We start from the raw sequence: 25,138 nt of genomic DNA on the forward strand, positions 1-25,138 counted from the left end.
GCACGCCTCTGTCTGGTCAGGTGAACGGGCATCAGTTCCCTGACTCGGAGGAGAACCCATGTCCACCACCCCCGGCAGCACCCCTGGCATCTCTCGCCGCACCATGCTCGCGGCGGCGGGTGCCATGGGTGCGCTCGGTGCCTCGGCCGCGCTGGCGAGCCCCGCTGCCGCCCAGAGCGCCCAGAGCGCCCGGGCCGGCAAGCCCGTGATCGGCCGCGCGCGAGGCGAGCTGCTGCACGCCATGAGCTTCAACATCCGCTACGACCGGGTGGGCCAGACGCACCCCGGCGAGCCCGACTACTGGCCGGAGCGCGCCCCGCTCACCACCGAGTTCCTGCGGTTGGAGCAGCCGACAGTCCTGGGCGTCCAGGAGGTCCTGTTCCACCAGCTCTCCGCCGTCGAGGAAGGCCTGGGACGGCACTACAAGATGGTGGGCTTCGGGCGCGACGGCGGCGCGGGCGGCGAGTACTCCGGCATCTTCTACGACGCGCGGCGCCTGACCGTGAAGTGGTGGGACCAGCTCTGGCTCTCGGACACCCCCAAGGTCATGGGCTCTGCGACCTGGGGCAACACGGTGACCCGCATCGTCACCTGGGCCGAGCTGCACGACACCGTGACGGGCCGCGACTTCGTGCACATCAACTCGCACTTCGACCACCAGTCGGAGAACGCGCGCAGGCGCAGCGCCCAGGTCGTCCGGGACCAGGTGGCGGAGGCCGGCCTCCCCGTCGTCTTCACCGCTGACGTCAACGCGGCGGCCGAGAGCTCGGCGCCGTACGACACCCTGGTCACCGACGGCGGCCTCCAGGACACCTGGCTCGCCGCCGACAAGCAGCTCACCCCGTACGCCGGCACGTTCCCCGGCTACGAGACGCCGGACCCGAACGGGACACGGATCGACTGGATCCTCGCCACGCCCGGTGTCGAGGTCCGCTCGGCAGCGATCAACACCTGGACCAAGGACGGCCGCTTCCCGAGCGACCACGCCCCGGTCCAGGCGTTGCTGAAGATCTGACGCCGCCCCGATTCGCCGAGTGCAGACTTCGTCGCCGGCCGGTTCAGCGAGTGCAGACTTCGTTGCGGTGCGGTCGTCGCTAGCCGCAACGAAGTCTGCACTCGCTGGATCGGGCCGCACCGAAGTCTGCACTCACGGGTGACCGCTCAGCGGAACTCAGGCACGACGGCGGGCGGCGACCCCAGGCCGACGCCCACCGCACCGAGCACCAGCCCGGCACCGCCGAGCCAGCGGCCGACGGGGTCGACCGGGCCGACGGCGGGAGCGGCAGCGGCCGCTTCGGTCTCGTCCGGGCCGGTGGCGCTGTCGTCCGAGGCTGCCGCGGCACCGTGGTGCCCCTCCTCCGGCTCACCGGCGGTCGTCGTGAACACGGGTGCGGGAGCCTCGGCCTCCTTGCCGTCGTCGGTGGCGAGGTCGTCCCAGTCGACGACAGTGCCGTCGGTGTACGTCTGGTGGGCGGGGAGCACGACGGACGTGCCCTCCTCGGGCAGCGCCCCGACCCGGACGGCGAACTCCTGGTACTCGTGCGGCGGCACCTCGTTGCCCTTCTCGGCGGTCCAGGTCACGCGCGCGGGCGCCTCGGAGACGGTCGCGCCCTCGACCTCGAAGGGCTCGTCGAGCTGCTCGACCTCCACCTCCACGTCCCAGCCGGGCAGGGAGCGCGGGGTGACGCTGAGGAACGGGGTGTCGGCGGGCAGGTCCACCACGAGCTTCTCCGTCGACGCCGACTCCGACTCGGTCGGCACGCGGAACGTGAGGCTCGCGTAGCTCTCGGCGGCGGTCGTGTCGGGGTTCACCGTGACGTGGGCGGAGGCGACGGTGGGCAGCAGCACCAGGACGGCGGTTGCGGGAACGGCCGCGAGGGCGCGACGGGCGGGCAGGCTGAAGCGAGTCATGTGCTCGGTCCTTCGGTGTGCGGGGGTGGCGGGCGGGGATGAGTCGAGGGCGTACGGCGACGCACCTCCCGCCCGAACACCGTCAGGCCGCGAGGTCCATCACCAGGGCCGACGACGGCGGCCCGCGCTCCGGAGCGACGTGCAGATCCACGGAGCCCGCCGAGGTCTCAGGCTCCACCAGCACAGGGACCCGCCGGACCACCGGCAGCCACAGCGGCTGCACCGAGAGCGGCCGGACCAGCCACGAAGCGAGCAGCCAGACGCCGCGCTCCACCCCGAGGAGCAGCCCGACGGACACCACCGTCGCCAGGAGGTGCCACGCGAGCATCCCCGGGTCGATCCCCGTGGGGCCCGCCCCGGCGCACGCCTCGTGCGCGAGCACCGGAGCAAGGGGATCAGCCAGGTGGGCGTGCGCTCCGCCGTCGGGCAGCGGAGCCGGCGCGCACGCGCCGCCAAGGAACGAGAAGACCTGGTGCAGGGCCCCCTGCCCCAGACCCGCGAGGGCGAGGCCGCCCGGCCAGCGGATCTGCCGCCGCACGGCCAGCGTGGTCACCACGAGCAGCAGTGCGCCGAGCAGGGTGATCACCCCGGCGGGCGGGAGATGGCCGCCGGCCTCGAAGTGCGCGGTCAGGGCGAGCGCGAGCACGACCACTGCCCAGAGGAACGCGCGGCCGAAGCCCACGGCACCTGAGGACGGGGTCAGCACAGCACAGACCCTAGCCCTCGTTACTTCGCCGGCCGTACCGCGTCGACGTCGTCTTCCTCGGTCGGCATGATCCGCTGCTCCGGCTCGACCGAGTCGATCGGCTCACAGCCCTCGATGTTCTGCAACGGCTGGTCAGCAGCCACGTCGACGTCCTCGACCTTGAGGGGCGGGTCGAAGTCCGCACCGATGAGGAGATCGATCGCTCGGCCCTTCCGGTCGTCGAGGACCAGCCGCATCGACGGGAACTGCGCGGCGAGCGTGTACGCCTGCACCGTCCCCCTCGTGCCGAACCTGATCTCGGACTCCTCGAGCAGCCGCGGCACGTTGCCCGTGCCCAGGATGGTGAAGCCGCGCTTGGCCAGGACGGTCTCGTGCGCGCTGGCCAGCCCCGACTCCTCCGACGCGTTGAGAAGGAGGACCTCGACCTGCGTGTACGCGACCGGGAGGGCGCCGTCCGGCTGCCCCTCCACCGCGGGGAGGCAGGGCACCGGGTACGTCTTCTGGTCCGACACCCCCACCGTCGTGAACGGCCGGTTGAACGGCGCGTTGATGGCGCCCGAGTACACCGCGAGCGCGAAGATGCCACAGACGGCCAGGAACGCGATGAGCACGCCGAAGACCACGGCCTGGCGCTCGTGCTCTCGGCGACGGCGCTCTACACGCGCCTGGTCGTGCCCGGGGGTTGTCACTCTTCGAACCTACCTGAGGTCATCGGATGATGAGCACGCGAGCGTGCAGCACTGGACGTTGTTGCAGGGCGGCGCGGACGGCACGGTGCAGACCGTCCTCGAGGTACAGGGTGCCCTCGTACTCGACGACGTGTGCGAACAGGTCGCCGTAGAACGTGGAGTCCTCCGCCAGGAGCGTATCGAGGTCGAGCGTGCGCTTGGTGGTCACGAGCTCGTCCAGGCGCACCTGGCGTGGAGGCACGTCGACCCAGTCGCGCGTGCGCGAACGCCCGTGCTCTGGGTACGGGCGGCCGTCTCCTACGGCCTTGAAGATCATCGGTCCATCCTCACTGGACTCGGCGGGGGCGCGTTCGGGGGGCGGCGGTGAGAACCTGCCTGCTGGCACCGAACGGCGCCCCGAACCCTACCGGACGGAGAGTGCGGATGACAGCCACATTCTCCGCCCGGCGCGGTCAGCTGCTTTGCAGGTCCCGCCGCCGGAACCCGACGAACGCCAGCGCGAGCAGCACGCCGGCCGCCCCGGCGAGCCCGACCATGTTCGCGGCCTCCGGCGCCTCGCCGAACCCCGCGGGAAGCCAGTCCAGCGGTGAGATCGCCTCGGCCACCTCGGGCAGGTCGAAGACCGCACCGAACATGCCGACCACGAACGCGTACACGAGCAGCAGCCACGCGGCGGGAGCGAGACTCGGCGCCCACGCGTACAGCACCGCGGCGAGGCCCAGGTACACCAGGAGCGCCACGGAGTGGGTCCAGAACACGTCGGTGTACGCGGCGAGCCCCGGTTCCCCCATGCCGACCTGGACGGCTCCCACCCACATCGCGTAGCAGCTCACCGCCACGAGGGCCACCGTGCTCAGCCCCACGACGACGAGGTGGGCGCCGAACCAGCGCGAGCGCGACACCGGCAGCGCGAGCACCGCCTCTGCCCGTCCGGCGGCCTCCTCCGCTCCGGCGCGGCCCGACATGACTATCGCGTAGGCGGCGCAGGTCAGTGCGGCGAACAGCACCATGGCGCTCAGGAAGCCGTCGCGGAACACGGCGGGATCCGAGCCGCCGAACACTGCCTGGAACATCTCGTTGTCCGCAGCACCGGAGGCGCCCATCTCCATGATCTCGGGCAGGAGCGTGCCGGAGGCGTACCACAGCGCCGCCATGCCCAGCGCTGTCCACCGGAAGGCTGACCGCTGCTGCCGCCAGGCCAGGGCGAGCGGGCTCCGGAGGCTCGGCGAGGCGTCCGCGCGCCCGCCGCGAGTGGCGACGAGGCCGCCACCGAAGTCCCGCCGTGACGCGAGGAAAGCCGCGAGCGCCAGCAGCAGCAGGATCGCCACCACCGGCAGCGCGACGGGCCACCAGCGCAGGTCCACGAAGGCCCGCAGCTGTTGTGCCCAGCCGATCGGGGAGAGCCAGGACAGAGCGTTGCCGTGCCGTTCCTGGATGTCCCCGGCGGACCGGAGCGCGAGCGCCCAGCCGTACGCGGCGAGCCCGATACCGGTCGCGCCGCGGCCGTGCTCGGTGACCTGGCACGCCACCACGGCGACGGCCCCGAACACCATGGCGGACAGGCCGGACCCGACCGTGAGACCGAACGAGTCCGCGAGCGGAAGCTCTCTCCCGCTCGCGCCGTGGAGAGCGAGCGCCGAGACCACGGCGATGACGGCGTTCACGGCGAGCAGCGTGACGATGGCTGCCACCGCCGGTGCGTGCCGCCCGACCGGTGCCGCTCGCACCAGCTCGGACCTGCTGCTCTCCTCCTCGGCGCGGGTGTGCCGCACCACGTGCAGCACGCTCATGATGCCCAGCGCGAGGACCACCCAGGTGATTCCTTCGTTGGCGATCGCGACACCAACGGTGTAGTCCTCGATGCCGTAGCCGGGGCCGCCCATGACGATGCCCGCCGGCGTCTCCATCACGAGCGCACGCGCGGCGCGGGCCTTGGGTCCCATCGCGTCGGCGAAGTACGCGTAGAAGGCCACGACGGACAGCGTCCACACGCTGAGCCGCACGCGGTCACGGCGCAGCATGAACCGGACCAGCCGGCCGGTCCCCGTCAGCGTGGACCCGGACGACGGGCGTGGGACGGCCGGTGCCGCGAGGGCGCTCACCGTGCACCTGCCGTTCCTGCAGGCAGCGCCTCGCCGTAGTGCCGCATGAAGAGCTCCTCGAGCGACGGCGGCACCGCGGTGAGGCTGTGCAGCCCGAGCGCCGTCAGCTCGGCCATGGCCGCCCCGACCTGGGCGTCGTCGACGTCGAAGGTGACGCGCGTGCCGCCGTCGGCCGGTGCGGCGGCAAGGTTGTGCACCCCGGCGAGCCTGCCGACGCCGGACGGGTCGCCCGAGACCACTGCCGTCACGTTCGACCGGGTCAGGTGCCGCAGCTCGTCGAGCGTGCCGGACTCCACCGACACCCCGTTGCGGATGATCGTCACGGTGTCGCACACCTTCTCGACCTCGTGCAGGATGTGGCTGCTGAGCAGCACCGACGTCCCCTGCGCCGCGGCCTCGCGCACGTACTGCGTGAACACGGCCTCCATGAGCGGGTCGAGGCCTGACGTGGGCTCGTCGAGGATCAGCAGGTCGGCGTCCATGGAGAACGCTGCCACGAGAGCGACCTTCTGCCGGTTGCCCTTGGAGTACGTGCGGGCCTTCTTGGTGGGGTCGAGCTCGAACCGCTCGAGGAGGCCGGCCTTGCGCTTCTTGTCGACCGTGCCACGCAGCCGGCCCAGGAAGTCGATGGCTTCGCCGCCGGTCAGGTTGGGCCACAGGCTGACGTCGCCCGGCACGTAGGCGAGGCGCCGGTGCAGCGCGACGGCGTCGCGCCAGGCCTCCCCGCCGAACAGGCGGGCGGTGCCGGAGTCCGCGCGCAGCAGACCGAGCAGGACGCGGATGGCTGTGGACTTGCCCGCGCCGTTGGGGCCGAGGAACCCGGCGACCTCGCCGGGCAGGACGGTCAGGTGCAGGCCGTCCAAGGCCTGGACGCGGCCGAAGGACTTGTACAGGTCGTGGATCTCGACAGCTGGTGTCACGGTCATGGCTCGCTCGCTCTCTGACGTCGGAAAGGGACGTAGCAGGGCAGCGCTCGTTCGGCCTGCGGTACCGGTCAGCCTGGAGCAGGCGCGGGCACTGCCTCGTCCGGCGGCGGGTCCGACACGTACAGGAGGTAGTCGTCCAGCATGCGCCGGGAGGTGAGGAAGCCCTCCGAGAACAGCTCCATCATCGGCAGGTAGCTGTTCGAGAGGTAGTCGCGGACGACCGCCACGAGGTCGCTCGGGTCCGACGGCGGGCTGAGCGTCACCTCGAGCAGCAGCGCACCGAGCGAGGAGAGCGTGAGGTAGCGGGCCCGCGCGGCTTCGTCCCGGCTGGGCACGAGGACACCCGCCGCGACGCCGTCCCGCGTGTAGTCCACCGCGTCGGTGACCATGTGGTCGATGAACTCGCGGGCCAGCGCGCCGCCGTCCTGCATGGACCGCAGGACGTACCCGACGACGGGCGCGTTCTCCTCTGCGGCGGCGAACTTGTGGAAGAAGCTCTGGCCCGCGGCGGCGTCGGCGACGTTCTCCCGCTTGAGCCGGCGGATCGTGGCCAGCAGGTGCGCGTCGCATTCGGCGCGGAGCTTTTCCTTGGACCCGAAGTGGTGCATCACGAGGCCGGCGCTCACCCCGGCGTCGGCCGCGATGGCGCGCACCGAGGCGCCGAACCCCTCCACCGCGAACCGGTAGACCGCGGCGTCACGGATCCGGGCCCGCGCGGTGCGGTCGGCGTCGGCGGGCACGCCGTCGCCCGACGGCGGGGTGGCCCCCGCTCGCCCTTCCGGACCGCCGGCTGAACGCATGTTCAGTATGCTAACTACGCGTTCAGCCCGTGTCCATGCCTGTGCCGGGGTCAGGCCTCCGCGGTGCCGCGCCAGCGGCCGATCGCGCCCATGACGTGGTAGATCACCAGGGCGGCGGCGGTGCCGAGGGCGATACCGCCGAACTGCAGGTCACCGGCGGTCCAGGTGAAGTCGGCGATGCCGATGATGAGCGGCACGGCGGCGGTCGTCAGGTTCACCGGGTCGGAGAAGTTGACCTTCGCCTGCACCCAGATGCGCGCGCCGAGGATGCCGATCATCCCGTAGAGCATGGTCGTGACACCGCCGAGCACCCCCTCGGGGACGCTGGCGATCAGTGCGCCGAACTTCGGCGAGAGGCTGAGCACCAGCGCGCCGAACGCGGCCACCCAGTACGCGGCCGTCGAGTACACCCGGGACGCCGCCATGACGCCGATGTTCTCGGCGTACGTCGTGGTGCCGGAGCCCCCGCCGAGGCCGGCCAGGGTCGTGGCGACGCCGTCGGCCAGGAGCGCCCGCCCGGTCAGCCGGTCGTAGTTGCGGCCCGTCATCGCGGCCACCGACTTCACGTGCCCCACGTTCTCCGCGATGAGCACCAGCACCACGGGGAGGAACAGGCCGAGCACACCCGGGTCGAACGACGGCGCGACGAACTGCGGCAGGCCTACCCAGGCCGCGTCCCCCACCTTCGAGAAGTCGACCTCGCCGCGCACCGTGGCCACGGCGTACCCGATGACGACCCCGAGCAGGATCGCGAGCCGGCCGACGAGACCGCGGAACAGCACCTGGATCAGGATGATCGACGCGAGAGTGACCACCGCCGTCACCGGTGAGGCCTGGAAGCCCGAGCAGTCACCCTGCTCGTCGCACGACCCCCACGCGACCGGCGCCAGGTTGAGGCCGATGAGCGCCACGATCACACCCGTCACCACTGGCGGCATGGCGACCTGGATCCAGCGCGGCCCCGCGAAGTGCACCACCACGCCGACGAGCGCCAGGAGCAGGCCGGTGGCGAGGACGCCGCCGATCGCGGCCGACTGCCCGCCCGACGCCGTCGCGGCAAGGATCGGCGCGATGAACGCAAAGCTCGACCCCAGGTAGCTCGGCAGCTTGTTGCCCGTGATCAGCAGGAAGGTGATGGTGCCGAGCGCCGAGAAGAACAGCGTGGTCGCCGGGTCGAAACCCGTGATGGTCGGCACCAGGAACGTGGCCCCGAACATCGCGACGATGTGCTGCAGGCCGATCCCGACGGTGCGCGGCCAGCTCAGCCGCTCATCGGGGGCGACTACCTCACCAGGGGTGATGCGGGCACCATCACCGTGCAGCTGCCAGCCGATTCGCATGTGTCTGTCCTTGATCTCGCAACGGGAATGCCGTGCGGATCCTAACGGCAGGTGGTGCGAACCTCACTGAGCCTGCCGCCCACGGCCGGCGTCAGCCGAGCTGCGGACGCACCTCGCGCGCGATCAGGTCGAGGTGGTCGAGGTCCGCAAGGTCGAGGATCTGCAGGTAGACCCGCTGGATACCGTCGGCCTCCAGGGCCTTGAGCCGGTCCGCCACCTCGGTGACGGTCCCGGCGATGCCGTGCTCGCGCAGCTCGCCGGGCTCGCGACCGATCGCCGCGGCACGCCTGGTGAACTCGGCCTCGTCCTGCCCGACGGCGGCCACGAGGGCCACCGACTGCACCATCGACCCGGGCGCACGCCCGACGTCGGACAGCGCCTTCTCGATCACCTTCACGCGCGGGCCGATCGCGTCGAGCTCAGGGAACGCCTGGTTGTACTCGGTGCCGTACCTCGCCGCCAGCGCGGGCGTCCTGCGCGGACCGCCACCACCGACGAGCACGGGGATCTTCGACTGCGTCGGCTTTGGCAGGGCCGGCGAGTCGGTGAGCTGGTAGTGCTCGCCGGAGAAGGAGAACTTCTCGCCGACCGGGGTCTCCCACAGGCCGGTGATGATCGCGAGCTGCTCCTCGAGGAGGCCGAACCGCTTGTCGGGGAACGGGATGCCGTAGGCGCTGTGCTCGGCCTGGAACCAGCCGGTACCGAGACCCAGCTCGACGCGGCCGCCGGACATCTGGTCCACCTGCGCCACCTGGATGGCGAGCACGCCCGGGTGCCGGAACGTCGCGGAGGACACGAGCGTGCCGAGCCGCACGGTCGAGGTGTCGCGGGCGAGCCCGGCCAGCGTGGTCCACGCGTCCGTTGGACCGGGCAGGCCCTCTCCGCCCATGGCGAGGTAGTGGTCGGAGCGGAAGAACGCACTGAACCCGAGCGCCTCCGTGGTCCGGGCGACGGCAAGCTGGTCGTCGTACGTCGCACCCTGCTGGGGCTCGGTGAAGATGCGCAGATCAAGAGTCATGCCCCCACGATGCCACGCGACGCGCGCCCAGCAAGGGAGGGGTCAGGCGAAGGACGGTTCTGTGGTGCGGGAACGCTTGATCTCGTAGAAGTACGGGTACCGCGCGAGCGTCACGGAGGCGTCGAACAGGGCAGCCGCCTCCTCGCCGCGCGGGATGCGCGTCAGCACCGGGCCGAAGAACGCGACGCCGTCGACGTGGATGGTGGGCGTGCCGACGTCGTCGCCGACGGGCTCCATGCCGGCCTGGTGGGAGGCCGCGAGCGCCGCGTCGTAGTCCTCGGACTCCGCGGCCCCGGCGAGAGCTGCCTGCAGCCCCGCCTCGGCGAGCGCCTCGGCCGCCACGGCGTCGAAGTCCTTGTTCCGCTGGTCGTGGATCCGGGTGCCTGCCGCGGTGTAGAAGGTGGAGAACGCCTCGGGACCGTGGTCGGCCTGGACCGCGGCGGCGACGCGGCCGATGCCCCGTGACCTCTCGATGCGCGCCCGGTAGTCGTCGTCGATGTCCCTGTCCTTGTTGAGCAGGTACAGGCTCATGAGCTTGAAGGTGAGATCGACCTCGCGGAGCCGGGCCACCTCGAGGGCCCAGCGGGACGTGATCCACGCGAAGGGGCACATGGGGTCGACGTAGACGTCGACGACGGGCTTGGCAGCGGTCTCGGTCATGCTCAGCAGACTACGCTCGCTGCGTGACCGGGATCCGTTGGAAAAGTCTCGCCACCGTCGTCGGCGGTGGGGTGATCTTTCTGGTGTGCCTGGTGGGCGTCGTGCTCGGCCATCCGTGGTCGGCGGTACCCGGTGGCCTCGCCCTGCTGATGGCCGTCCGCGAGGTGCGCTACCTGCGCAGACTGCGGTCCGGGAAGATCGCGGGGCGGGAAAGTTAGCGCCATGAACACGAGGTATCGCTCAAGGACTCTTCACGCGGTCCCGCGAGCACGGGGTAGCCTGCCTGGCATGACCGCCGTCCGTACCCACACGCACGCGCAGGCAGTAGACGCTGCGGTGGACCTGTTCACCCGGCAGGGGTACGAGGGGACCACCGTCGAGGAGATCGCCGACGCCGCCAGGGTCAGCCGGGCGACGTTCTTCCGCCGGTTCCGCTCGAAGGAAGACGTGGTCTTCGCCGACCACGAGCTGCTGCTCGAGGAGGTGGTGGTGATGCTCGCCGCCACCCGCCCCGACGCCCGCGCCAGCGAGGAGTCCGGGCACGACCTCGGCCGCGCCTGGGACCCCGACGTCGACCCGTACCTCGAGGTGTGTCGCGCCGCACGCATGGTGTTCGACCACCATGTCGGCCAGCGTGACACCTCGCTCGCCCGGTACGCCCTGCTGCAGCAGGTCCCTGCCCTGCGCGACCGGGAGCTGATCACCACGCACCGCTATGAGCGGGCGTTCACGCACTACCTGCGCGACACGCTGCCGTCGGAGCGCTCGGCGTCCACGGCGTCGATAGCGTTCGCAGCCTCCGTCGTCGCCGTGCACAACGCGATCCTGCGTCGCTGGCTGCGCACGCCGTCGCTCGAGCTGCGGCCCGAGCTCGAGGAGGCGTTCGCCGACCTGCGGCGGGCTGCCGTCCTCGGCACCGCCGCCCACCCGCTGCCCGACGGCGGGACCCCGGTCGGCCGCCGCGTGGTCGTCACGGTCGTCGAGGGCGGGGCGGGGCCCGACGAGGTGGCCCGCGCCGTCCGGGAGGCGCTCGCCTGACACCTGGCGGGACAGGCGTGCCGCGCGGGAATGGTGCCGTGGCATCCTGTGTTCCGACAGTCAACGTGCAGCAGATGCACACGTGCTCCGGGGTCGGTGAAATTCCGAGCCGGCGGTGATAGTCCGCGACCCGGGTCGCTCCTTCGGGAGAGGCTCGGTTGACCTGGTGAGATTCCAGGACCGACGGTTAAAGTCCGGATGGGAGGAAGCACGTGCGGCGCGCGCCGTCACCCCTCGGGGTGCCGTCACCGCGCCGTCGTCGGCGCCTTGTGGCGCGCCGGCCCTCACCCCGGAGTCCCCGTGTGCGGACTTTCGGAGAGGGAAGAGACATGGACTGGTTCCGCGCCGCCTACGATGCGACGTTCCTGGTCGCCGACCAGCAGATCTACTGGCGCGAGGTCATCGGCAACGTGTTCGGGCTCGCGTCCGCGCTCGGTGGCCTGCGCCGCAAGGTGTGGGCCTGGCCGGTGGGCATCGTCGGGAACGTCCTGCTCTTCACCGTCTTCATGGGCTCGTGGTTCGGCGACGCGACGCGCGCCGACATGCTGGGCCAGGCCGGCCGGCAGATCATGTTCATCGCGGTCTCGGTCTACGGCTGGTACCGCTGGCGCGAGACGCGGCGGCTGGGCGGCGTCGGCACGGTGGCCGTGCACCCCCGCTGGGCCTCGTGGCGAGCCCGCGTGGGCCTCGTGACCGGGATGCTCGCGGGCACCCTGCTGCTCACCCCGCTCTTCCGGACCCTTGGCTCGTACGAGCCGGTCTGGGCGGACGCGTGGATCTTCATGGGCTCCGTGCTCGCCACGTACGGCATGGCCAAGGGCTGGGTCGAGTTCTGGCTGATCTGGGTGGCGGTCGACCTCGTGGGCGTGCCCCTGCTGTTCTCGGCCGGGTACTGGGCGACCGCCATGATGTACGTGATCTACGGCCTGTTCACCCTGTTCGGCTTCTTCGCGTGGTGGCGCATCAGCCGCCGCGAGAGCGCTGCACCGGACGCGGTGGTGGCCGCGGCCTGATCGCGTACCGTCGGCCCCCGTGACGGCACAGGAGCGCACCGCCAGGATCGGGATCGTCGGCTCGGGCTTCCGCGCCCGCACCATGCTGCGCGTGCTGCAGGCGCTGCCGGACCACTTCGAGGTGGTCGGCGTGGCGACCCGCAACGCCGCGGACCGCGCGGAGCTGGGGAGGCGCGGCCTGCCGGCCGCCGGCCTGCCTGGCCTGCCCGCGCCCGCCTACACCTCGGTGCCCGGGCTGCTCGCCGGCGGCCGGCCCGACGTCGTCCTGCTGACCCTGCCCGCCGGTGCTGCTCAGCCGGTGATCCGCGACCTCGCCGCGGTGGGCGTCCCCGTGCTGACGGAGACGCCGGCGGCCGGCACGCTCGAGGAGCTGGCGGCCCTGCAGCGGCTCGTGGACGACGGCGCCTGCGTGCACGTCGCCGAGCAGTACCACCTGGAGCCGCTGGCCGGGGCGCAGCTCGCGGTCGCGGGATCCGGCCTGCTGGGCACGGTGACGGACGCGCACGTCGCGGTGGCGCACGACTATCACGGCCTCAGCCTGCTGCGCCGGGCCCTGGGCGTCAGGTTCGAGGACGCCGAGATCACCGCGCGGCGCGACGCGCGCCGGGTGCTGCCCAGCCCGAGCCGAGCGGGCGACCCCGAGGACCTGGCCCTCGTCGACACCGTGCACGCGACCGCGTGGCTCGACTTCGGCGACCGGCTGGGCACCTACGAGTTCGACGACGTCCAGTACCGCTCCTGGGTACGCTCCCCCGCACTACTGGTCCGCGGGGAGCGCGGCGAGCTGCGCGACGACGTCGTGCGGCACGTCGGTGCCGACGGCCTCCCCCGGCGCTCCACGCTGGAGCGCGTGGCCGCGGGCGGGGCCGGCAGCCACGAGGGCCTGTTCCTGCGCGGCTACACGCTCGACGGCGACTGGCTGTACCGCAACGCGTTCCGCCCGGCCCGCCTGCCCGACGACGAGCTGTCGATCGCCCGCATCGTCGCCGACATGGCCGACCACGTGCTGCACGGGGCGCCGCCGCCGTACTCCGTCGCCGAGGCCGCCCAGGACCAGTACCTCCAGCTCGAGGTGCGCCGCGCGGCGGCGTCGGGCGAACGCGTGCGGACCCGGCCGCAGGCATGGGCCCACGGGCGTGTCTGCCGCCACGCCGATACCCGCTCGAGCGAGACGGCGTGAGACGTAGTATCGCTTGACCTGAGATCGGGTACCGGCGCACCATGGGAGGCATGACTCAGACTCCCGGGGTGACGGCGCCCGACTACGACGTCTCGCAACCGCTCGACATCGACTTCGCCGGCGCCTTCGCCGACGTGACGGAGGACGAGCGGGCCTGGCAGCTCGCCGTCCGCCAGTTCGTGCAGGACGAGGTCCTGCCCGTGATCGACGGCTACTGGGAGCGCTACGAGGTCCCGATGGACCTGGTCAAGCGCATGGCCGAGCTGGACTTCCTGCGCGACGGCGTGGACGTGCCCGGCTACCCGAAGATCTCCAAGATGGCCGAGGGGCTGGCCGCGATGGAGATGTCGCGCGGCGACGGCTCGGTGACCACCATCTGCGGCGTCCAGGGTGGCCTCGCGCTGCGCTCGATCGTGATGCTCGGCTCCGACGAGCAGATCGAGAAGTACGCCGGTCCCATGGCCCGCGGCGAGATCCTCGGTGCGTTCGCGCTGACCGAGCCCACGCACGGCTCGGACTCCGTCGGCCTGGAGACCTCCGCGGTCAAGGCGACGCGGGACGGCGTAGAGGGCTACGTCATCAACGGCGAGAAGAAGTGGATCGGCTTCGGCTCGATCGGCGACATCACGGTGGTGTGGGCTCGCGGCGAGGACGGTCAGGTCCACGGCTACATCGTGCCGCAGGACACCCCCGGGTACGACGCGAAGACCATCGAGGGCAAGATCTCGCTGCGCGCGATCCACCAGGCGCACATCGTGCTGGACGACGTGTTCGTCCCGGCCGACAGCCTCCTGCCGAAGGCCCGCTCCTTCAAGGACACCGGCCGCGTCCTGTTCGCGACCCGCCTCGGCGTCGCCTGGGGCGCCGTCGGCCAGGCCATCGCCTGCTACGAGGCCGCCGTCGCCTACTCCAAGCAGCGCACGCAGTTCGGCCGGCCGCTCGCGGCGAGCCAGATGGTGCAGGAGCGCCTGACGAAGATGCTGTCGGTCCTCACGCAGATGCAGCTGCTGGTGAAGCAGCTGACGCGCCTGGACGAGGCGGGGCAGCTCAGCGGCCCGCAGGCCTCGCTAGCCAAGTACACGTGCACGCGCGGCGCGCGCGAGGTGGCCGCGATCGCGCGGGACCTGCTGGGCGGCAACGGCATCCTGCTGGAGAACCGCGTGGCGCGGCACTTCGCCGACATCGAGGCCCTGCACACCTACGAGGGCACAGAGAGCATGCAGGCGCTGATCATCGGCCGCGAGATCACGGGCACGAGCGCTTTCGCCTGACCCACCCGCTGGTCGAGCCCCGCACAGGCGCTCGACCAGCATGCGGCGGTAGGGGAAACCCGACCCTCGCGTCGTGGGACCACAGCATGTCGCTGGGTCGCGTGTCGGCCTAGTGTCATGTCCATGACCAGCGACGACGGCCCGACGCAGCCTGCCAAGCCCCGCACCATCGAAGACCGCGTCGCGCCCGCGCTCGTCTCGGGCCAGGCCTTCTTCCGGGCCCCGTACGACGCCGCCACCGGACGCGCCTTCGCCGCCCTGGCCGTCGGCTGGATCTGGCACCTCACGGGCGGCCTGGTCCTGTGGGTCATGGTCGTGGTCGCGGCAGGCCTGGTCCCGGCCCTCGGCGTCAGCGTGCCGCTCCTCGCCCTGCTCCTGACCGCCGCGCGCTGGTTCGGCACGGCCGAGCGGGCCCGCCTCACCAACCAGACCGGGGTCACCATCCCCGCCCCGCTGCCACCGGCCCCCGCCCGGCGCGGCTTCTGGTCGAGGCTGTGGGCGCCGGCCCGCGACGGGCGCGCCTGGGCCGCGACGCTCTACGCCTTCCTCGCGATGCTGGTCAGCACGGTGTTCTTCGCGATCACCACAGGCCTGGTCGCCGGTGCCGCCGCCGCGGTCCTCTTCGTGGCGCTCGGCCGGGGCAGCGCCCTCGCGCAGTGGTCCGGCCTGTCGTGGCCCGCCGTCGTCGTCGGGGCCCTCGCCGGCGCCGTCGTGCTCGTGTGGTCGGGCGCCGCGCTCGCGCAGTACGGGTCCTATCTGATGGTGCGGCTCGCGACGAACCTGCTGGGCCCGTCCGCCGCCGACGTCGCCCGCGCAAGGGCCGCCGTCGCCGAGCAGGAGACGCGTCTCGCCGAGGCCGCCGCGCACACCGCCCGCGAACGGGCGGTGGTCCTCACCGAGTCGCGCACGGCGGCGGTCTCCGCGGCCGACACCGAGCGCCGCCGCATCGAACGTGACCTGCACGACGGCGCGCAGCAGCGCCTCGTCGCGCTCGGCGTCGAGCTGGGGGTGGCCCGCCGGCTGGCCGACAAGGACCCCGAGCATGCCGTCGCCGCCCTGGAGGTCGCGCACCGCGAGATCAAGGAGACCCTCGCCGAGCTACGCGACCTGGTCCGTGGCATCCACCCCGCCGTCCTGACCGACCGCGGGCTGGACGCAGCGCTCTCCGCGCTCGCCGGGCGCAGCCCCGTACCGGTCCGCGTCGAGGTGACGGGTGATCTCACCTCGGCCGGCTCCGCCGCACAGGCCGCCGCGTACTTCGTGGTCGCAGAGGCACTGACCAACGTCGCCAAGCACGCCGGGGCGGAATCCGCCTGGGTCCGAGCGCGCCTCGTGCCCGAGGACCGTCCGGCACGCCTGCGCATCACGGTGTCCGACGACGGCAGGGGCGGCGCCGAGCGATCGCCCGGCAGCGGGCTCGAGGGCCTGCGCGGCCGCGTCGCCGCCCTGGACGGCACGTTCGAGCTCGACAGCCCGCCCGGAAAGGGCACCCGCCTGACAGTGGAGGTACCGTGCGCATCGTGATCGCGGAGGACTCGGTCCTCCTCCTGGACGGCCTCACCCGGCTGCTGGTCGCCGAGGGCCACACCGTGACGGGGCACGGCACGGCGGACGCGCTCGTCCGGGCACTCTCGACGCCCGACGCCGGGCTGCCCGACCTTTTGGTCACCGACGTCCGGATGCCGCCGTCGCACACCGACGAGGGGCTGCGCGCCGCGGTGCACCTGCGCAGCCTGCACCCGGACCTGCCCGTCCTCGTGCTGTCGCAGTACGTGGAGCAGAGCTACGCTACCGAGCTGTTCGCACGTGGCGCACGTGGCCTCGGCTACGTGCTGAAGGACCGCGTGGCCGACGTCGACGAGTTCCTCGACGCCGTCGCCCGGGTGTCCGGGGGCGGGACCGTCCTCGACCCCGAGGTGGTCACCCAGATCATGGCCCGGCACCCCGGGTCCGACCTCGACGTCCTGACCCGGCGCGAGCGCGAGGTGCTCGCGCTGATGGCCGAGGGACGTTCCAACGCCGCCATCGCGGACCGCCTCGTGGTAGGGCTGGCCGCCGTGGAGAAGCACGTCACCAACATCCTGAACAAGCTCGGCCTCCCGCCGGCCACCGACGACCACCGCAGGGTGCTCGCCGTGCTGCGCTGGCTCGACCAGAACGGATCCCGCTGATGAACCAGCCGCAGCCCCAGAACCCCCCGGTGCCCGCTGACGCCATAGAGCCGCCCGGGCCGTACGCCCAGCCAGGGCCCCGCACCCAGGACGCCGCGTACCCGCCGGGCCCGCCGCGCCGCAGCACCACCGGGCGCGTCCTGACGGCGGTCGGTGTGATCATCGCCGTCGTGGTGGTCGGCCTCGGCGCGCTGTTCCTCGTCGACCTGACGATGTCGCAGACCACCACCACCCACCGGTCGTACGACGCCGTGGACTCCGTGGAGCTCGTGGCCGACGGCGACGTCACCGTCCATGCCGCCGAAGGTGGCATCGAGGTGGACGCCATAGCGCACAGCGGCCTCCGGCAGCCCACGTACTCGGCGGACGAGTCCGCGAGCCGGCTGGAGATCACGCACCGGTGCGGGTGGGCCATCGCGCTGCCCCGCTGCTCGGGTGAGCTCGACGTGACCGTGCCGGCCGGCACGGAGGTCGTGATCCGGACGGAGAACGGCGACGTCGTCGCGAGCGGCCTGGCCGGTGACGTGTCCCTGAACACGAGCAACGGCGCCGTCGAGGCCACCGACATCGGTGGCCCCCTGACCGCGCACTCCAGCAACGGCGACGTCGACATCACGTCCTCGCAGGGCGACGTCGAGACCTCGACGTCGAACGGCCGGGTCTCCGTCGTCGGCGTCGAGGGCTCCGTCACCGCGGACACCACCAACGGCCGGATCACCATCGACTCGGTGACCGGAGACGCCTCGGCGAACAACAGCAACGGGTCCGTGGAGATCTCGGCGGTCGGCGGCAGCATCGACGCCGAGACCAGCAACGGCGACGTCACCGTGACCGGCGACGGCGAACCCGTGGCCCTGACGATGAGCACGTCGAACGGCGACGAGACCATCGAGGGCCCGATCGACCCGGACGCCGAGCGCACGGTCGAGATCAGCAGCTCGAACGGCGACGTCGCGTACCTCGACCGGTAGCCGTTCGCCGGGGTAGCCGTCCGGCGAGGTAGCACCAGCTCGCCGGACGGCTACCCCACGAAGGTGAGGTAGAGCAGCGTGACGTTCAGCGCCACGATCACCCCCGCCACCACCCAGGCCAGCACCTGGGTGGTCAGCGCGTTCCGGTGCTCGCCGAGCAGCTCGCGGTCCCGCGTGAGCCGCACGAGCGGGATCATCGCGAACGGGATGCCGAAGCTCAGCACCACCTGGCTGACCACGAGGAGCCAGGTGGGCGAGATCCCGGTCATCAGCAGGACGATCGCGGGCAGCAGCGTGACCACGCGGCGGGCGAGCAGCGACACGCGAACCCGCAGCAGGCCGGACATGATCTCTGCCCCCGCGTACGCCCCGACGGACGTCGACGCGAGCCCGGAGGCGAGCAGCCCGACGGCGAACAGCACGCCCACCACGGGCCCGAGCGTGCCGGCGATCGCGGCGTGCGCGCCCTCGATGGTGTCGGTCCCCTCCCTGCCGGGCAGGTTCGCCGCGGCGAGCAGGAGCATCGCGATGTTCACGCTCCCGGCCAGGACCAGCGCCAGCACGACGTCGATCCGCGTGGCGCGCAGGATCCGCGGCGTCGACGTCGACGGCGCGTGCAGGTGGTCCCGGGCGAGCGAGGAATGCAGGTAGATGGCGTGCGGCATCACCGTGGCGCCGAGCATGGAGGCGGCCAGGAGCACCGAGTCCGCACCGGCCAGGCGGGGCACCAGGCCGGCCAGCATGGCCGCCGGGTCAGGCGGGGAGAAGAACAGCCCGGCGCAGAAGCCGACGGTGAGCACAGCGAGCATCGCCGTGACGACGCCCTCGAAGGCCCGCTGCCCCCGCCGCTGCTGCACCGCCAGGACCAGGAGGGACACCACCCCGGTGATGATCCCGCCCAGCACGAGCGGCACGCCGAACAGCAGGTGGAGAGCGATGGCGCCGCCGATCACCTCGGCGAGGTCGGTCGCCGCCGCCACGATCTCCGCCTGCACCCAGTAGGCGAGGCGGGCTGGACGGGGCAGCCGCTCCCCCAGCACCTCCGGCAGCGACCGGCCGGTCACCACGCCGAGCTTGGCCGACAGGTACTGCACGAGCACCGCCATCGCGTTCGCCGCGACGAGCACCCAGACGAGCAGGTAGCCGAACCGGGCCCCGGCGGTGAGGTTCGCGGCCACGTTGCCCGGGTCCACATAGGCGATGGCCGCCACGAACGCGGGGCCGAGCAGGACGAAGAGGCGGGCGCGGCCGGCACGAGGCCCTGCGACGGTGCGGGTCATCTGTTCTCCAGAAGTTCGGTTACCCGAACTCTAACTCGCGGATGCCCGAATTCGCACGCTTGCCGACCGGCTGCCGACGCCGTCGCGGATCAGTGCGAGGATGTGGCCGTGCCGAGCGCGTCAGACATTTCGACAACGCCCAAGGCCGTGGGCAAGGACATCCTGCGGTCCGTCACCCGTGTGCTCTCCTCCTGGCCGGCCCTCTGGATCGGGTTCGTCCTGGCCCACGCCTGGATCATCCTGCAGGCCTGGGTCTTCGGGGGGCAGATCCTCGGCGACGTGAACCTGTACGAGTGGTGGGTCCGCACCGGCATGAACGACGGGTGGTGGCCCGTCTTCGACTACGACTGGGTATACCCGATCGGCGCCCTCGCGCCCATGGCGGTCCCCGCGCTGCTCGCCGACTCGACGAACGGCTACTACTGGGTGTGGATGGGCCTGGTGACGGTCGCCAACGCCGTCGCCGTGCTGCTGCTCGGCCGCGCCCGCCCGCACGGCCGCGCCGCCGTCTGGTTCTGGCTGGCCTTCCTGGTGTCGCTCGGGCCCATCTGGATCGGGCGGCTCGACGGCCTGCTCGCGCCGATCATCCTCGTCGCGCTCCTGGTCGCGTCCCGCCGGCCCGCGCTCGCGATGACGCTCGCCACCGTTGGCGCGTGGATCAAGATCGCCCCGGGTGCGGTAGCGCTCGCGCTGGCCGCGACGGCGTCAGGCGCCAGGACGTTCCTGCGCAACGTCGTGCTGCCCGGTGCGGCGGTGTGCGCGGTCGTCGTCGGCGTGGCCTTCGCCGGCGGCGGGCAGGACAACGTGCTCGACGTGTTCGGCGAGCAGGGCGAACGCCAGCTGCAGGTCGAGGCCGTCGCCGCCACCCCGTTCACCGTGGCCAGGCTCTGGGACTCCTCGATCCAGGTCGAGTACGACGACGTCATCTACACCTACGAGGTGCTCGGCGAGGGCGCCGACGCCGTCGCACAGGCGCTCGACGTCGCGCTCCCGGTCGCCGCGGTCCTGCTCGCGGCGCTCACCTGGTGGGCCGCCCGACGCCGGCCCGACCGCGTCGGCGACATCCTCCTGCTCGGGGCCGCCGCGGAGCTGCTGGCCCTCATCGTCTTCAACAAGGTGGGATCGCCGCAGTTCATCGCCTGGATCGGGCCTCCCATGGCGGCCGCGATCGCCCTCGGCAGCCGCAGCCAGGGCACCCGCCGCACCTGGTTCCTGCCCGCTCTCGGCACCCTCCTCGTCGCGCGACTCACCATGGAGCTCTACCCGCTCCGGTACGGCGAGTTCCTCGGCGGCTGGCCGTTGGCCACGACCGTCGGCGCCGTGCGCAACGTCCTGCTCGTGGCGCTGCTGGTCGGCGCGGTAGTACGACTCGTGCAGGTCCTCCGGAGCCGCCGGTCGGTCGCCGGCGCAGACTGAGGGTCTGTTCAGGGGTGTTCCCCATGCCAGGTGCCTGGTGGCTCCGCTACGGTCAAGGACGTGACATCGTGTGTAGCGGTAACCGTCTCGACGCCACCCGTTCCCCGACTCGCCGCACGGCAGACTTCGTCCGGACATCGACGACCGGCAGGTTCGTAACGTGCGAGTAGCCATCGTTGCGGAGAGTTTCCTCCCGCAGGTCAACGGGGTCACCAACTCCGTCCTGCGGGTTCTCGAGCACCTGCATGCGCGAGGGGACCAGGCGATGGTCCTCGCGCCCGACGCCGACGCGTCCATCGGTCATGTCCCGCCCTTCGTCAGCGGCGCCCCCGTCGTCGAGCTCGGCTCGATCGGTTTTCCCGGGTACCCGGACGTGCGGCTGGTCGTCGGCAAGAAGTGGCGCACCGAGCGCACCCTTGCGACGTTCGCGCCCGACGTCGTGCACCTGGCGTCGCCGTTCATCCTCGGCTGGCGCGGCATCCTCGCCGCCGAGCGGCTGGGGCTGCCGAGCGTCGCGGTCTACCAGACGGAGGTTCCCGGCTACGCGGCGCGCTACGGCCTGGGCGGCTTCGAGCCGCTGCTGTGGAAGCGGGTCAAGGACATCCACGAACGCGCGACGATGACGCTCGCACCGTCCACCGCGACCATGCGGCAGCTCGAGGAGCACGGCATCCCCAACCTGCGGCTGTGGGGCCGGGGTGTCGACACCCAGGCGTTCCACCCGCAGTTCCGGGACGAGGCCTGGCGCCGCAGGGTCGGCGCCGGCCGCGACATCCTCGTGGGCTACGTGGGCCGGCTGGCCGCCGAGAAGCAGGTAGAGGCGCTGCGCGTGGTGCAGCACCTGCCGGGCGTGCGCCTCGTGATCGTCGGCGACGGACCCGAGCGGGAAGACCTGCGGCAGATCCTTCCGGCCGCCCACTTCACCGGGCTGCTGCGCGGGCCAGAGCTGTCGCGGGCGATGGCGAGTCTCGACGTGTTCGTGCACCCGGGCGAGCTCGAGACCTTCGGCCAGACGCTGCAGGAAGCACACGCCAGCGGGGTCCCGGTGGTGGCCCCGGCCGCCGGCGGCCCGCTGGACATCGTCCGGCACTCCCACGACGGCTGGCTGTACTCTCCAGGTGACCACGAAGCGCTCCGCGCCCGTGTCACCGACCTGGTGGGTGACGAGCGCAAGCGGCGTGCCTTCGGCACCGCGGCGCGCGAACGCGCCGAGGGGCGCACGTGGCACGACATCTGCTCCGAGCTCATGGGGCACTACGACGACGCGATCCGGGTGCACGCGAGAGCCGGATCAGCGGAGGTATAACTTGCGAATCGTCCATGTCGCGAACTTCTACAGCCCCCGGTCCGGAGGCATCCGAACCGCGATGCACGCCATGGCCGGGCAGTACCTGTCCCGGGGGCACGAACCTGTGCTCGTCGTGCCGGGAAAACGGGACGGGGTATCGCTCGTGGGCAGCATCCGGGTCGTCAGCCTGGCGGCACCGCGCGTGCCGTTCTCCGGCGGCTACCGCGCGGTGATCCAGCCCGGCAAGATGCGCGGCCTGCTCGAGACGCTCGCACCGGACCGGCTCGAGGTGAGCGACCGCACCACGCTCGCGGGTCTGGGCGACTGGGCCCGCGAGGCCGGCGTCCCGTCGCTCATGATGCTGCACGAGCGGGTCGACGGCGTGCTCCGGTCCTGGATTCCCGGCGCGGCGGCGGGTGGTCAGGCGGCAGCCCTCGGCGCCGCGGTGGCGCCGGCCCTCGCCGACCGGTACAACCTCGCCACGCTCACCCGGTTCGACCGCCTCGTGACCACCACCCAGTTCGCCGCGGGCGAGGTGGAGCGCCTGGCCGCGCGCACCCGGTCGGCCACGCTCCCGCCGTTGTACCGGGTGCCGCTGGGCGTGGACCTGGAACGGTTCCGCCCCGACCGGTACTCGGAAGAGGCTCGCGCCCAGTACGCACCGCCCGGCACGGCGCTCATCGTGCTCGCGAGCCGTCAGTCCGCCGAGAAGCGGCCGGACCTTGCGATCGACGCCGCCGCGCAGCTCATGCGGGACGGGCGCCCGGTACGCCTCGTCGTCGCGGGATCGGGACCGCTCCTGCAGAAGATGCGCCGTCGGGCCGGGGCCGCAGGCCTGCCGCACCGGTTCCTCTCGTTCATCCCGGACCGCGACCGCCTAGCAACGCTGCTGACCTGCGCCGACGTCGTCGTCGCGCCCGGCCCGATCGAGACGTTCGGGCTCGCGGCGCTCGAGGCGCTGGCGTCCGGAACTCCTGTCGTCTGCAGCTCGTCGAGCGCTCTGCCCGAGGTGGTCGGCACCGCCGGTGCCGCAGCCGCGCCGGACGCTGCGGCGCTCGCCCTCGCCCTGCACGAGGTGCTGGACCGCGACGTGGACGAGCGACGCAAGGCCGCCCGCGCCCGCGCCGAGCTCTTCCCCTGGAGCGCCACCGGTGACGCGATGATCGAGCTGCACTCCCGCAAGGCCTTCGACCTGACCCCGGACCCCGCGCTCCCCGACCTGCCGCGCCTCGAGCGCGCCCGGCCCGCCCCGGAAGCCACCGACCCGACGGACCCGATCCACGTGGGCCCCGCCGGGCGACGGTGAGCTGAAGCCGCCGTCGGGACGCGAGCGCCGCCTCGGACTGGTCGCCCCCGCCGCCCCCCCGGTTCCCCGCGGACCACGAGAACGGGGTTGTGTCCCTGAGGCCCTCCCTCAGGAACACAACCCCGTTCTCACCCGACGTGGGCGGGTCAGGCGGGCAAGGGCTGGCCAGGTCCGTCCGGAGCCGCCGCGCCGGACCTGGCCCGCGGCCGCATGGCGTCGATGATCCGGGTCCAGCTGTCGCCGCCGTGGCCGTGGTCACGAGCCCAGGCGTAGTACGCCTGGACCGCAGCGGGGAGGCCGGTGTCCACGCCCGCCGCGTCGCTGGCGGCGACGATGTGGTCGGCGGTCGCGCCCATCATGGTGACCGTGCTGAGGTCGCCCGGGTGCTCGCCGGACTCGACCTCCGCGCCGGGGTTCCCGCCCACCTCGAGCATCTCGGAGGTCCCTGCCAGGGTCCGGATCAGCTCGGGCATCGCGCTCGTCGCGCTGATCCCGCCCGACTCGAGCAGCGCTGTGGCGTGCAGGAGCGACGCGAGCGAGGTGAGGAACACGTCGAGGTTGGCCTGGTACATGAGCTGCGCCAGCCCCGGGTCCTCGCCGAGATACTGCGGCGCGCCGAGCGCCGTGAGCGCGTCCCGGGCGGACTCCAGCGCCTCGGCCGGGCCGCTGTAGTAGACGTACGCGGCCTCGGTGCCCACCATCGGCGCGGGCGTCATGACGCCGCCGGTCAGGAACCGCGCGCCGTGCTCCCCCGCCCACGTGGCACCCTCGCGGGTGCGGTCCGGCGAGTCCGAGCTGAGGTTCACGAGCGTGCGGCCCGCGAGCGCCTCCGTCGCGGACCCGAGGATGTCGTACATCGCCTGGTAGTCGGTGAGGCTCAGGATCACGAGCTTGCTCGCGGCGATCGCCTCGGCGGGCGTGGTGGCAAGGGTCGCGCCGGCCGCGACGACGTCGGCGGCTCGGCTGGGCGTCCGGTTCCAGACGGTGACCGGATGGCCCTCGCGCAGCAGGGCGTGGACCATGGCCTGGCCCATCGGGCCGAGGCCGATGAGGGTGACGGGTGCGTTCATCGGTGGGCCTCCGTGAGCTCGGTGCTGCCTGTGCTGTCTGTGCTGTCTGTGCTGTCTGTGCGGTCGGCCCGGAGGCTCTCGTAGATCCTGGCGAACGCCTCGGCGCCGTGGCCCTGGGCGATCTGCTTGCTGATCAGCTCCTGCACTGCGGCGATGGGTGCCGGTTCGACGCCCTGTTCCTCGCTCGCACGCACGATGTGGCTCAGGTCGGAGAAGTCCAGGCTCTGCTGACCGGCGACCGTGTAGTCGCCGCCGTCGATCACGCGGGCGTCGTCGGCGAAGGCGAACGTCATCGCGCTGAGGAACGGCGTGGCGCGCGCCGCGAAGTCCGTGGCGCTCATGCCTGCGGAACCGGCCATCGCGGCACCGTGGAGGAACCCGGCGAACATCGTGTACATGCCCGAGAGCAGCGCCAGGTCGAACAGCGAGGCCAGGCCAGGATCCTCGCCGTCGTAGGTGCTCGTCGCCCACCGGTCGAGCACCGGCCGGACGGCGTCGAAGACCTCCCGGGTGCCGCTGTACAGGATCGACGCCTCCGGGGCGCCGACCATGGGCGGGGTCGCCATGATCGCACCGTCGAGGTAGTCGACGCCGTGCTCGGCCGCCCACGCGGCCAGCTCGCGCGCCTCGTTCGGTGTCGTGGTCGTCAGGTTCACCAGCGTGCGTCCCCGCAGCTCGGCGACGACCGGGTCGAGAGTCTCGTGCACTGACGCGTGGTCGAACAGGCAGGCGATGATCAGCTCGTTGGCCGTGACGGCCACGCTGATCGCCGACGCCGCCTCCGCGCCCCGCGCGCTCAGGCCGACGGCGCGGGCGGGGGTGCGGTTCCAGACGGTCACTGCGTGGCCGGCGTCGAGCAGGGTGGTGGCGAGAGCGCTGCCCATCGCGCCAAGGCCCAGCACCGTGACGCCGGTGCCTTGAGGTTCGGTCATCGGAGATCTCCTCGGTAGGTCGGTACCTGACCATGCTCGGCGAGGGACGT

At 72.2% G+C, this 25,138-nt stretch carries 25 protein-coding genes and 1 riboswitch; of the genes, 12 read left to right on the forward strand and 13 right to left on the reverse strand.

Features of this window, described 5'->3' with window-relative positions; all coding sequences use genetic code 11:
• Positions 1–58 precede the first annotated feature (58 nt).
• Complete coding sequence (locus APR04_RS12775) at positions 59–1,015, forward strand: endonuclease/exonuclease/phosphatase family protein (protein WP_253870804.1); 957 nt, start codon at positions 59–61, stop codon at positions 1,013–1,015.
• Positions 1,016–1,161: 146 nt separating this feature from the next.
• Here APR04_RS12775 and APR04_RS12780 read toward each other — a convergent pair whose 3' ends face one another.
• From APR04_RS12780 to APR04_RS12825, 10 genes are all read right to left on the reverse strand, one after another.
• The gene (locus APR04_RS12780; protein WP_253870805.1) at positions 1,162–1,911 is read right to left on the reverse strand and encodes a YcnI family copper-binding membrane protein; all 750 of its coding nucleotides are present in this window, start codon (positions 1,909–1,911) and stop codon (positions 1,162–1,164) included.
• A gap of 82 nt (positions 1,912–1,993) precedes the next feature.
• Entirely contained in the window at positions 1,994–2,617 is a 624-nt protein-coding gene (locus APR04_RS12785; RefSeq protein WP_253870806.1) for a hypothetical protein, read from the reverse strand.
• A gap of 20 nt (positions 2,618–2,637) precedes the next feature.
• On the reverse strand, positions 2,638–3,306 hold the full coding sequence (locus tag APR04_RS12790; RefSeq protein WP_253870807.1) for a LytR C-terminal domain-containing protein: 669 nt from the start codon (positions 3,304–3,306) through the stop codon (positions 2,638–2,640).
• 19 nt (positions 3,307–3,325) lie between these two features.
• Complete coding sequence (locus APR04_RS12795; RefSeq protein WP_129786236.1) at positions 3,326–3,622, reverse strand: type II toxin-antitoxin system VapB family antitoxin; 297 nt, start codon at positions 3,620–3,622, stop codon at positions 3,326–3,328.
• 136 nt (positions 3,623–3,758) lie between these two features.
• Positions 3,759–5,408, reverse strand: coding sequence for an ABC transporter permease (locus tag APR04_RS12800; RefSeq protein ID WP_253870808.1), 1,650 nt, complete (start codon positions 5,406–5,408; stop codon positions 3,759–3,761).
• Positions 5,405–6,334, reverse strand: coding sequence for an ABC transporter ATP-binding protein (locus tag APR04_RS12805; protein WP_253870810.1), 930 nt, complete (start codon positions 6,332–6,334; stop codon positions 5,405–5,407). The genes APR04_RS12800 and APR04_RS12805 overlap by 4 nt, the downstream gene beginning before the upstream one ends.
• Before the next feature lie 68 nt (positions 6,335–6,402).
• The gene (locus tag APR04_RS12810; RefSeq protein ID WP_253870812.1) at positions 6,403–7,134 is read right to left on the reverse strand and encodes a TetR/AcrR family transcriptional regulator; all 732 of its coding nucleotides are present in this window, start codon (positions 7,132–7,134) and stop codon (positions 6,403–6,405) included.
• A gap of 50 nt (positions 7,135–7,184) precedes the next feature.
• Complete coding sequence (locus APR04_RS12815; protein ID WP_253870813.1) at positions 7,185–8,474, reverse strand: uracil-xanthine permease family protein; 1,290 nt, start codon at positions 8,472–8,474, stop codon at positions 7,185–7,187.
• Positions 8,475–8,565: 91 nt separating this feature from the next.
• Complete coding sequence (locus APR04_RS12820; RefSeq protein WP_253870815.1) at positions 8,566–9,492, reverse strand: LLM class F420-dependent oxidoreductase; 927 nt, start codon at positions 9,490–9,492, stop codon at positions 8,566–8,568.
• 42 nt (positions 9,493–9,534) lie between these two features.
• Positions 9,535–10,152 carry a mycothiol-dependent nitroreductase Rv2466c family protein gene (locus APR04_RS12825; protein ID WP_253870817.1) on the reverse strand — a complete coding sequence of 206 codons (618 nt, stop codon included), beginning with the start codon at positions 10,150–10,152 and terminating at the stop codon, positions 9,535–9,537.
• 23 nt (positions 10,153–10,175) lie between these two features.
• Between APR04_RS12825 and APR04_RS12830 the strand changes: the two genes are divergently transcribed.
• From APR04_RS12830 to APR04_RS12865, 8 genes are all read left to right on the forward strand, one after another.
• On the forward strand, positions 10,176–10,370 hold the full coding sequence (locus tag APR04_RS12830) for a hypothetical protein (protein ID WP_253870819.1): 195 nt from the start codon (positions 10,176–10,178) through the stop codon (positions 10,368–10,370).
• A 70-nt stretch (positions 10,371–10,440) separates the two neighbouring features.
• The gene (locus tag APR04_RS12835) at positions 10,441–11,190 is read left to right on the forward strand and encodes a TetR/AcrR family transcriptional regulator (protein ID WP_253870821.1); all 750 of its coding nucleotides are present in this window, start codon (positions 10,441–10,443) and stop codon (positions 11,188–11,190) included.
• Between the two features lie 78 nt (positions 11,191–11,268).
• A riboswitch (FMN riboswitch) is annotated at positions 11,269–11,406 on the forward strand.
• 113 nt (positions 11,407–11,519) lie between these two features.
• The gene (gene pnuC / locus APR04_RS12840; protein WP_253870823.1) at positions 11,520–12,203 is read left to right on the forward strand and encodes a nicotinamide riboside transporter PnuC; all 684 of its coding nucleotides are present in this window, start codon (positions 11,520–11,522) and stop codon (positions 12,201–12,203) included.
• Between the two features lie 19 nt (positions 12,204–12,222).
• Positions 12,223–13,383, forward strand: coding sequence for a Gfo/Idh/MocA family protein (locus APR04_RS12845; protein WP_253870825.1), 1,161 nt, complete (start codon positions 12,223–12,225; stop codon positions 13,381–13,383).
• A 50-nt stretch (positions 13,384–13,433) separates the two neighbouring features.
• Positions 13,434–14,654 (forward strand): acyl-CoA dehydrogenase family protein, encoded by a 1,221-nt coding sequence (locus APR04_RS12850; protein ID WP_253870827.1) that lies wholly within the window; start codon positions 13,434–13,436, stop codon positions 14,652–14,654.
• Positions 14,655–14,777: 123 nt separating this feature from the next.
• A complete protein-coding gene (locus tag APR04_RS12855) occupies positions 14,778–16,178 on the forward strand; it encodes a sensor histidine kinase (protein ID WP_253870829.1) in 1,401 nt (466 codons plus the stop codon).
• Positions 16,166–16,825, forward strand: coding sequence for a LuxR C-terminal-related transcriptional regulator (locus tag APR04_RS12860; protein ID WP_253870831.1), 660 nt, complete (start codon positions 16,166–16,168; stop codon positions 16,823–16,825). The genes APR04_RS12855 and APR04_RS12860 overlap by 13 nt, the downstream gene beginning before the upstream one ends.
• Complete coding sequence (locus tag APR04_RS12865) at positions 16,825–17,796, forward strand: DUF4097 family beta strand repeat-containing protein (protein WP_253870832.1); 972 nt, start codon at positions 16,825–16,827, stop codon at positions 17,794–17,796. Before APR04_RS12860 ends, APR04_RS12865 begins: the two co-directional genes overlap by 1 nt.
• Positions 17,797–17,846: 50 nt before the next feature.
• On the opposite strand, the gene APR04_RS12870 is transcribed toward APR04_RS12865, so the two are convergent.
• Positions 17,847–19,076 (reverse strand): Nramp family divalent metal transporter, encoded by a 1,230-nt coding sequence (locus APR04_RS12870; RefSeq protein ID WP_253870834.1) that lies wholly within the window; start codon positions 19,074–19,076, stop codon positions 17,847–17,849.
• 108 nt (positions 19,077–19,184) lie between these two features.
• Here APR04_RS12870 and APR04_RS12875 point away from each other — a divergent pair, with 108 nt between their 5' ends.
• The 3 genes from APR04_RS12875 (at position 19,185) to APR04_RS12885 (ending at position 23,086) form a co-directional block, all read left to right on the forward strand.
• Positions 19,185–20,492 carry a glycosyltransferase 87 family protein gene (locus tag APR04_RS12875; protein WP_253870836.1) on the forward strand — a complete coding sequence of 436 codons (1,308 nt, stop codon included), beginning with the start codon at positions 19,185–19,187 and terminating at the stop codon, positions 20,490–20,492.
• Between the two features lie 160 nt (positions 20,493–20,652).
• Complete coding sequence (locus APR04_RS31010; RefSeq protein ID WP_253870838.1) at positions 20,653–21,798, forward strand: glycosyltransferase family 4 protein; 1,146 nt, start codon at positions 20,653–20,655, stop codon at positions 21,796–21,798.
• A 1-nt stretch (position 21,799) separates the two neighbouring features.
• Positions 21,800–23,086, forward strand: coding sequence for a glycosyltransferase (locus APR04_RS12885; protein ID WP_253870840.1), 1,287 nt, complete (start codon positions 21,800–21,802; stop codon positions 23,084–23,086).
• Between the two features lie 146 nt (positions 23,087–23,232).
• On the opposite strand, the gene APR04_RS12890 is transcribed toward APR04_RS12885, so the two are convergent.
• A complete protein-coding gene (locus APR04_RS12890; protein WP_253870842.1) occupies positions 23,233–24,156 on the reverse strand; it encodes an NAD(P)-dependent oxidoreductase in 924 nt (307 codons plus the stop codon).
• A complete protein-coding gene (locus tag APR04_RS12895; protein WP_253870844.1) occupies positions 24,153–25,088 on the reverse strand; it encodes an NAD(P)-dependent oxidoreductase in 936 nt (311 codons plus the stop codon). The genes APR04_RS12890 and APR04_RS12895 overlap by 4 nt, the downstream gene beginning before the upstream one ends.
• Positions 25,089–25,138: the final 50 nt, after the last annotated feature.

It is taken from the genome of Promicromonospora umidemergens, from assembly GCF_024171995.1.
Taxonomy (GTDB): domain Bacteria; phylum Actinomycetota; class Actinomycetes; order Actinomycetales; family Cellulomonadaceae; genus Promicromonospora; species Promicromonospora umidemergens.

Bases quoted from the DNA above. Each gene is read 5' to 3' on its own strand.
- APR04_RS12775 (WP_253870804.1), top strand. From the start codon at position 59: ATGTCCACCACCCCCGGCAGCACCCCTGGCATCTCTCGCCGCACCATG.
- APR04_RS12780 (WP_253870805.1), bottom strand. From the start codon at position 1,911: ATGACTCGCTTCAGCCTGCCCGCCCGTCGCGCCCTCGCGGCCGTTCCC.
- APR04_RS12795 (WP_129786236.1), bottom strand. From the start codon at position 3,622: ATGATCTTCAAGGCCGTAGGAGACGGCCGCCCGTACCCAGAGCACGGG.
- APR04_RS12805 (WP_253870810.1), bottom strand. From the start codon at position 6,334: ATGACCGTGACACCAGCTGTCGAGATCCACGACCTGTACAAGTCCTTC.
- APR04_RS12810 (WP_253870812.1), bottom strand. From the start codon at position 7,134: ATGCGTTCAGCCGGCGGTCCGGAAGGGCGAGCGGGGGCCACCCCGCCG.
- APR04_RS12815 (WP_253870813.1), bottom strand. From the start codon at position 8,474: ATGCGAATCGGCTGGCAGCTGCACGGTGATGGTGCCCGCATCACCCCT.
- APR04_RS12820 (WP_253870815.1), bottom strand. From the start codon at position 9,492: ATGACTCTTGATCTGCGCATCTTCACCGAGCCCCAGCAGGGTGCGACG.
- APR04_RS12825 (WP_253870817.1), bottom strand. From the start codon at position 10,152: ATGACCGAGACCGCTGCCAAGCCCGTCGTCGACGTCTACGTCGACCCC.
- APR04_RS12835 (WP_253870821.1), top strand. From the start codon at position 10,441: ATGACCGCCGTCCGTACCCACACGCACGCGCAGGCAGTAGACGCTGCG.
- pnuC (WP_253870823.1), top strand. From the start codon at position 11,520: ATGGACTGGTTCCGCGCCGCCTACGATGCGACGTTCCTGGTCGCCGAC.
- APR04_RS12850 (WP_253870827.1), top strand. From the start codon at position 13,434: ATGACTCAGACTCCCGGGGTGACGGCGCCCGACTACGACGTCTCGCAA.
- APR04_RS12855 (WP_253870829.1), top strand. From the start codon at position 14,778: ATGACCAGCGACGACGGCCCGACGCAGCCTGCCAAGCCCCGCACCATC.
- APR04_RS12865 (WP_253870832.1), top strand. From the start codon at position 16,825: ATGAACCAGCCGCAGCCCCAGAACCCCCCGGTGCCCGCTGACGCCATA.
- APR04_RS12870 (WP_253870834.1), bottom strand. From the start codon at position 19,076: ATGACCCGCACCGTCGCAGGGCCTCGTGCCGGCCGCGCCCGCCTCTTC.
- APR04_RS12890 (WP_253870842.1), bottom strand. From the start codon at position 24,156: ATGAACGCACCCGTCACCCTCATCGGCCTCGGCCCGATGGGCCAGGCC.
- APR04_RS12895 (WP_253870844.1), bottom strand. From the start codon at position 25,088: ATGACCGAACCTCAAGGCACCGGCGTCACGGTGCTGGGCCTTGGCGCG.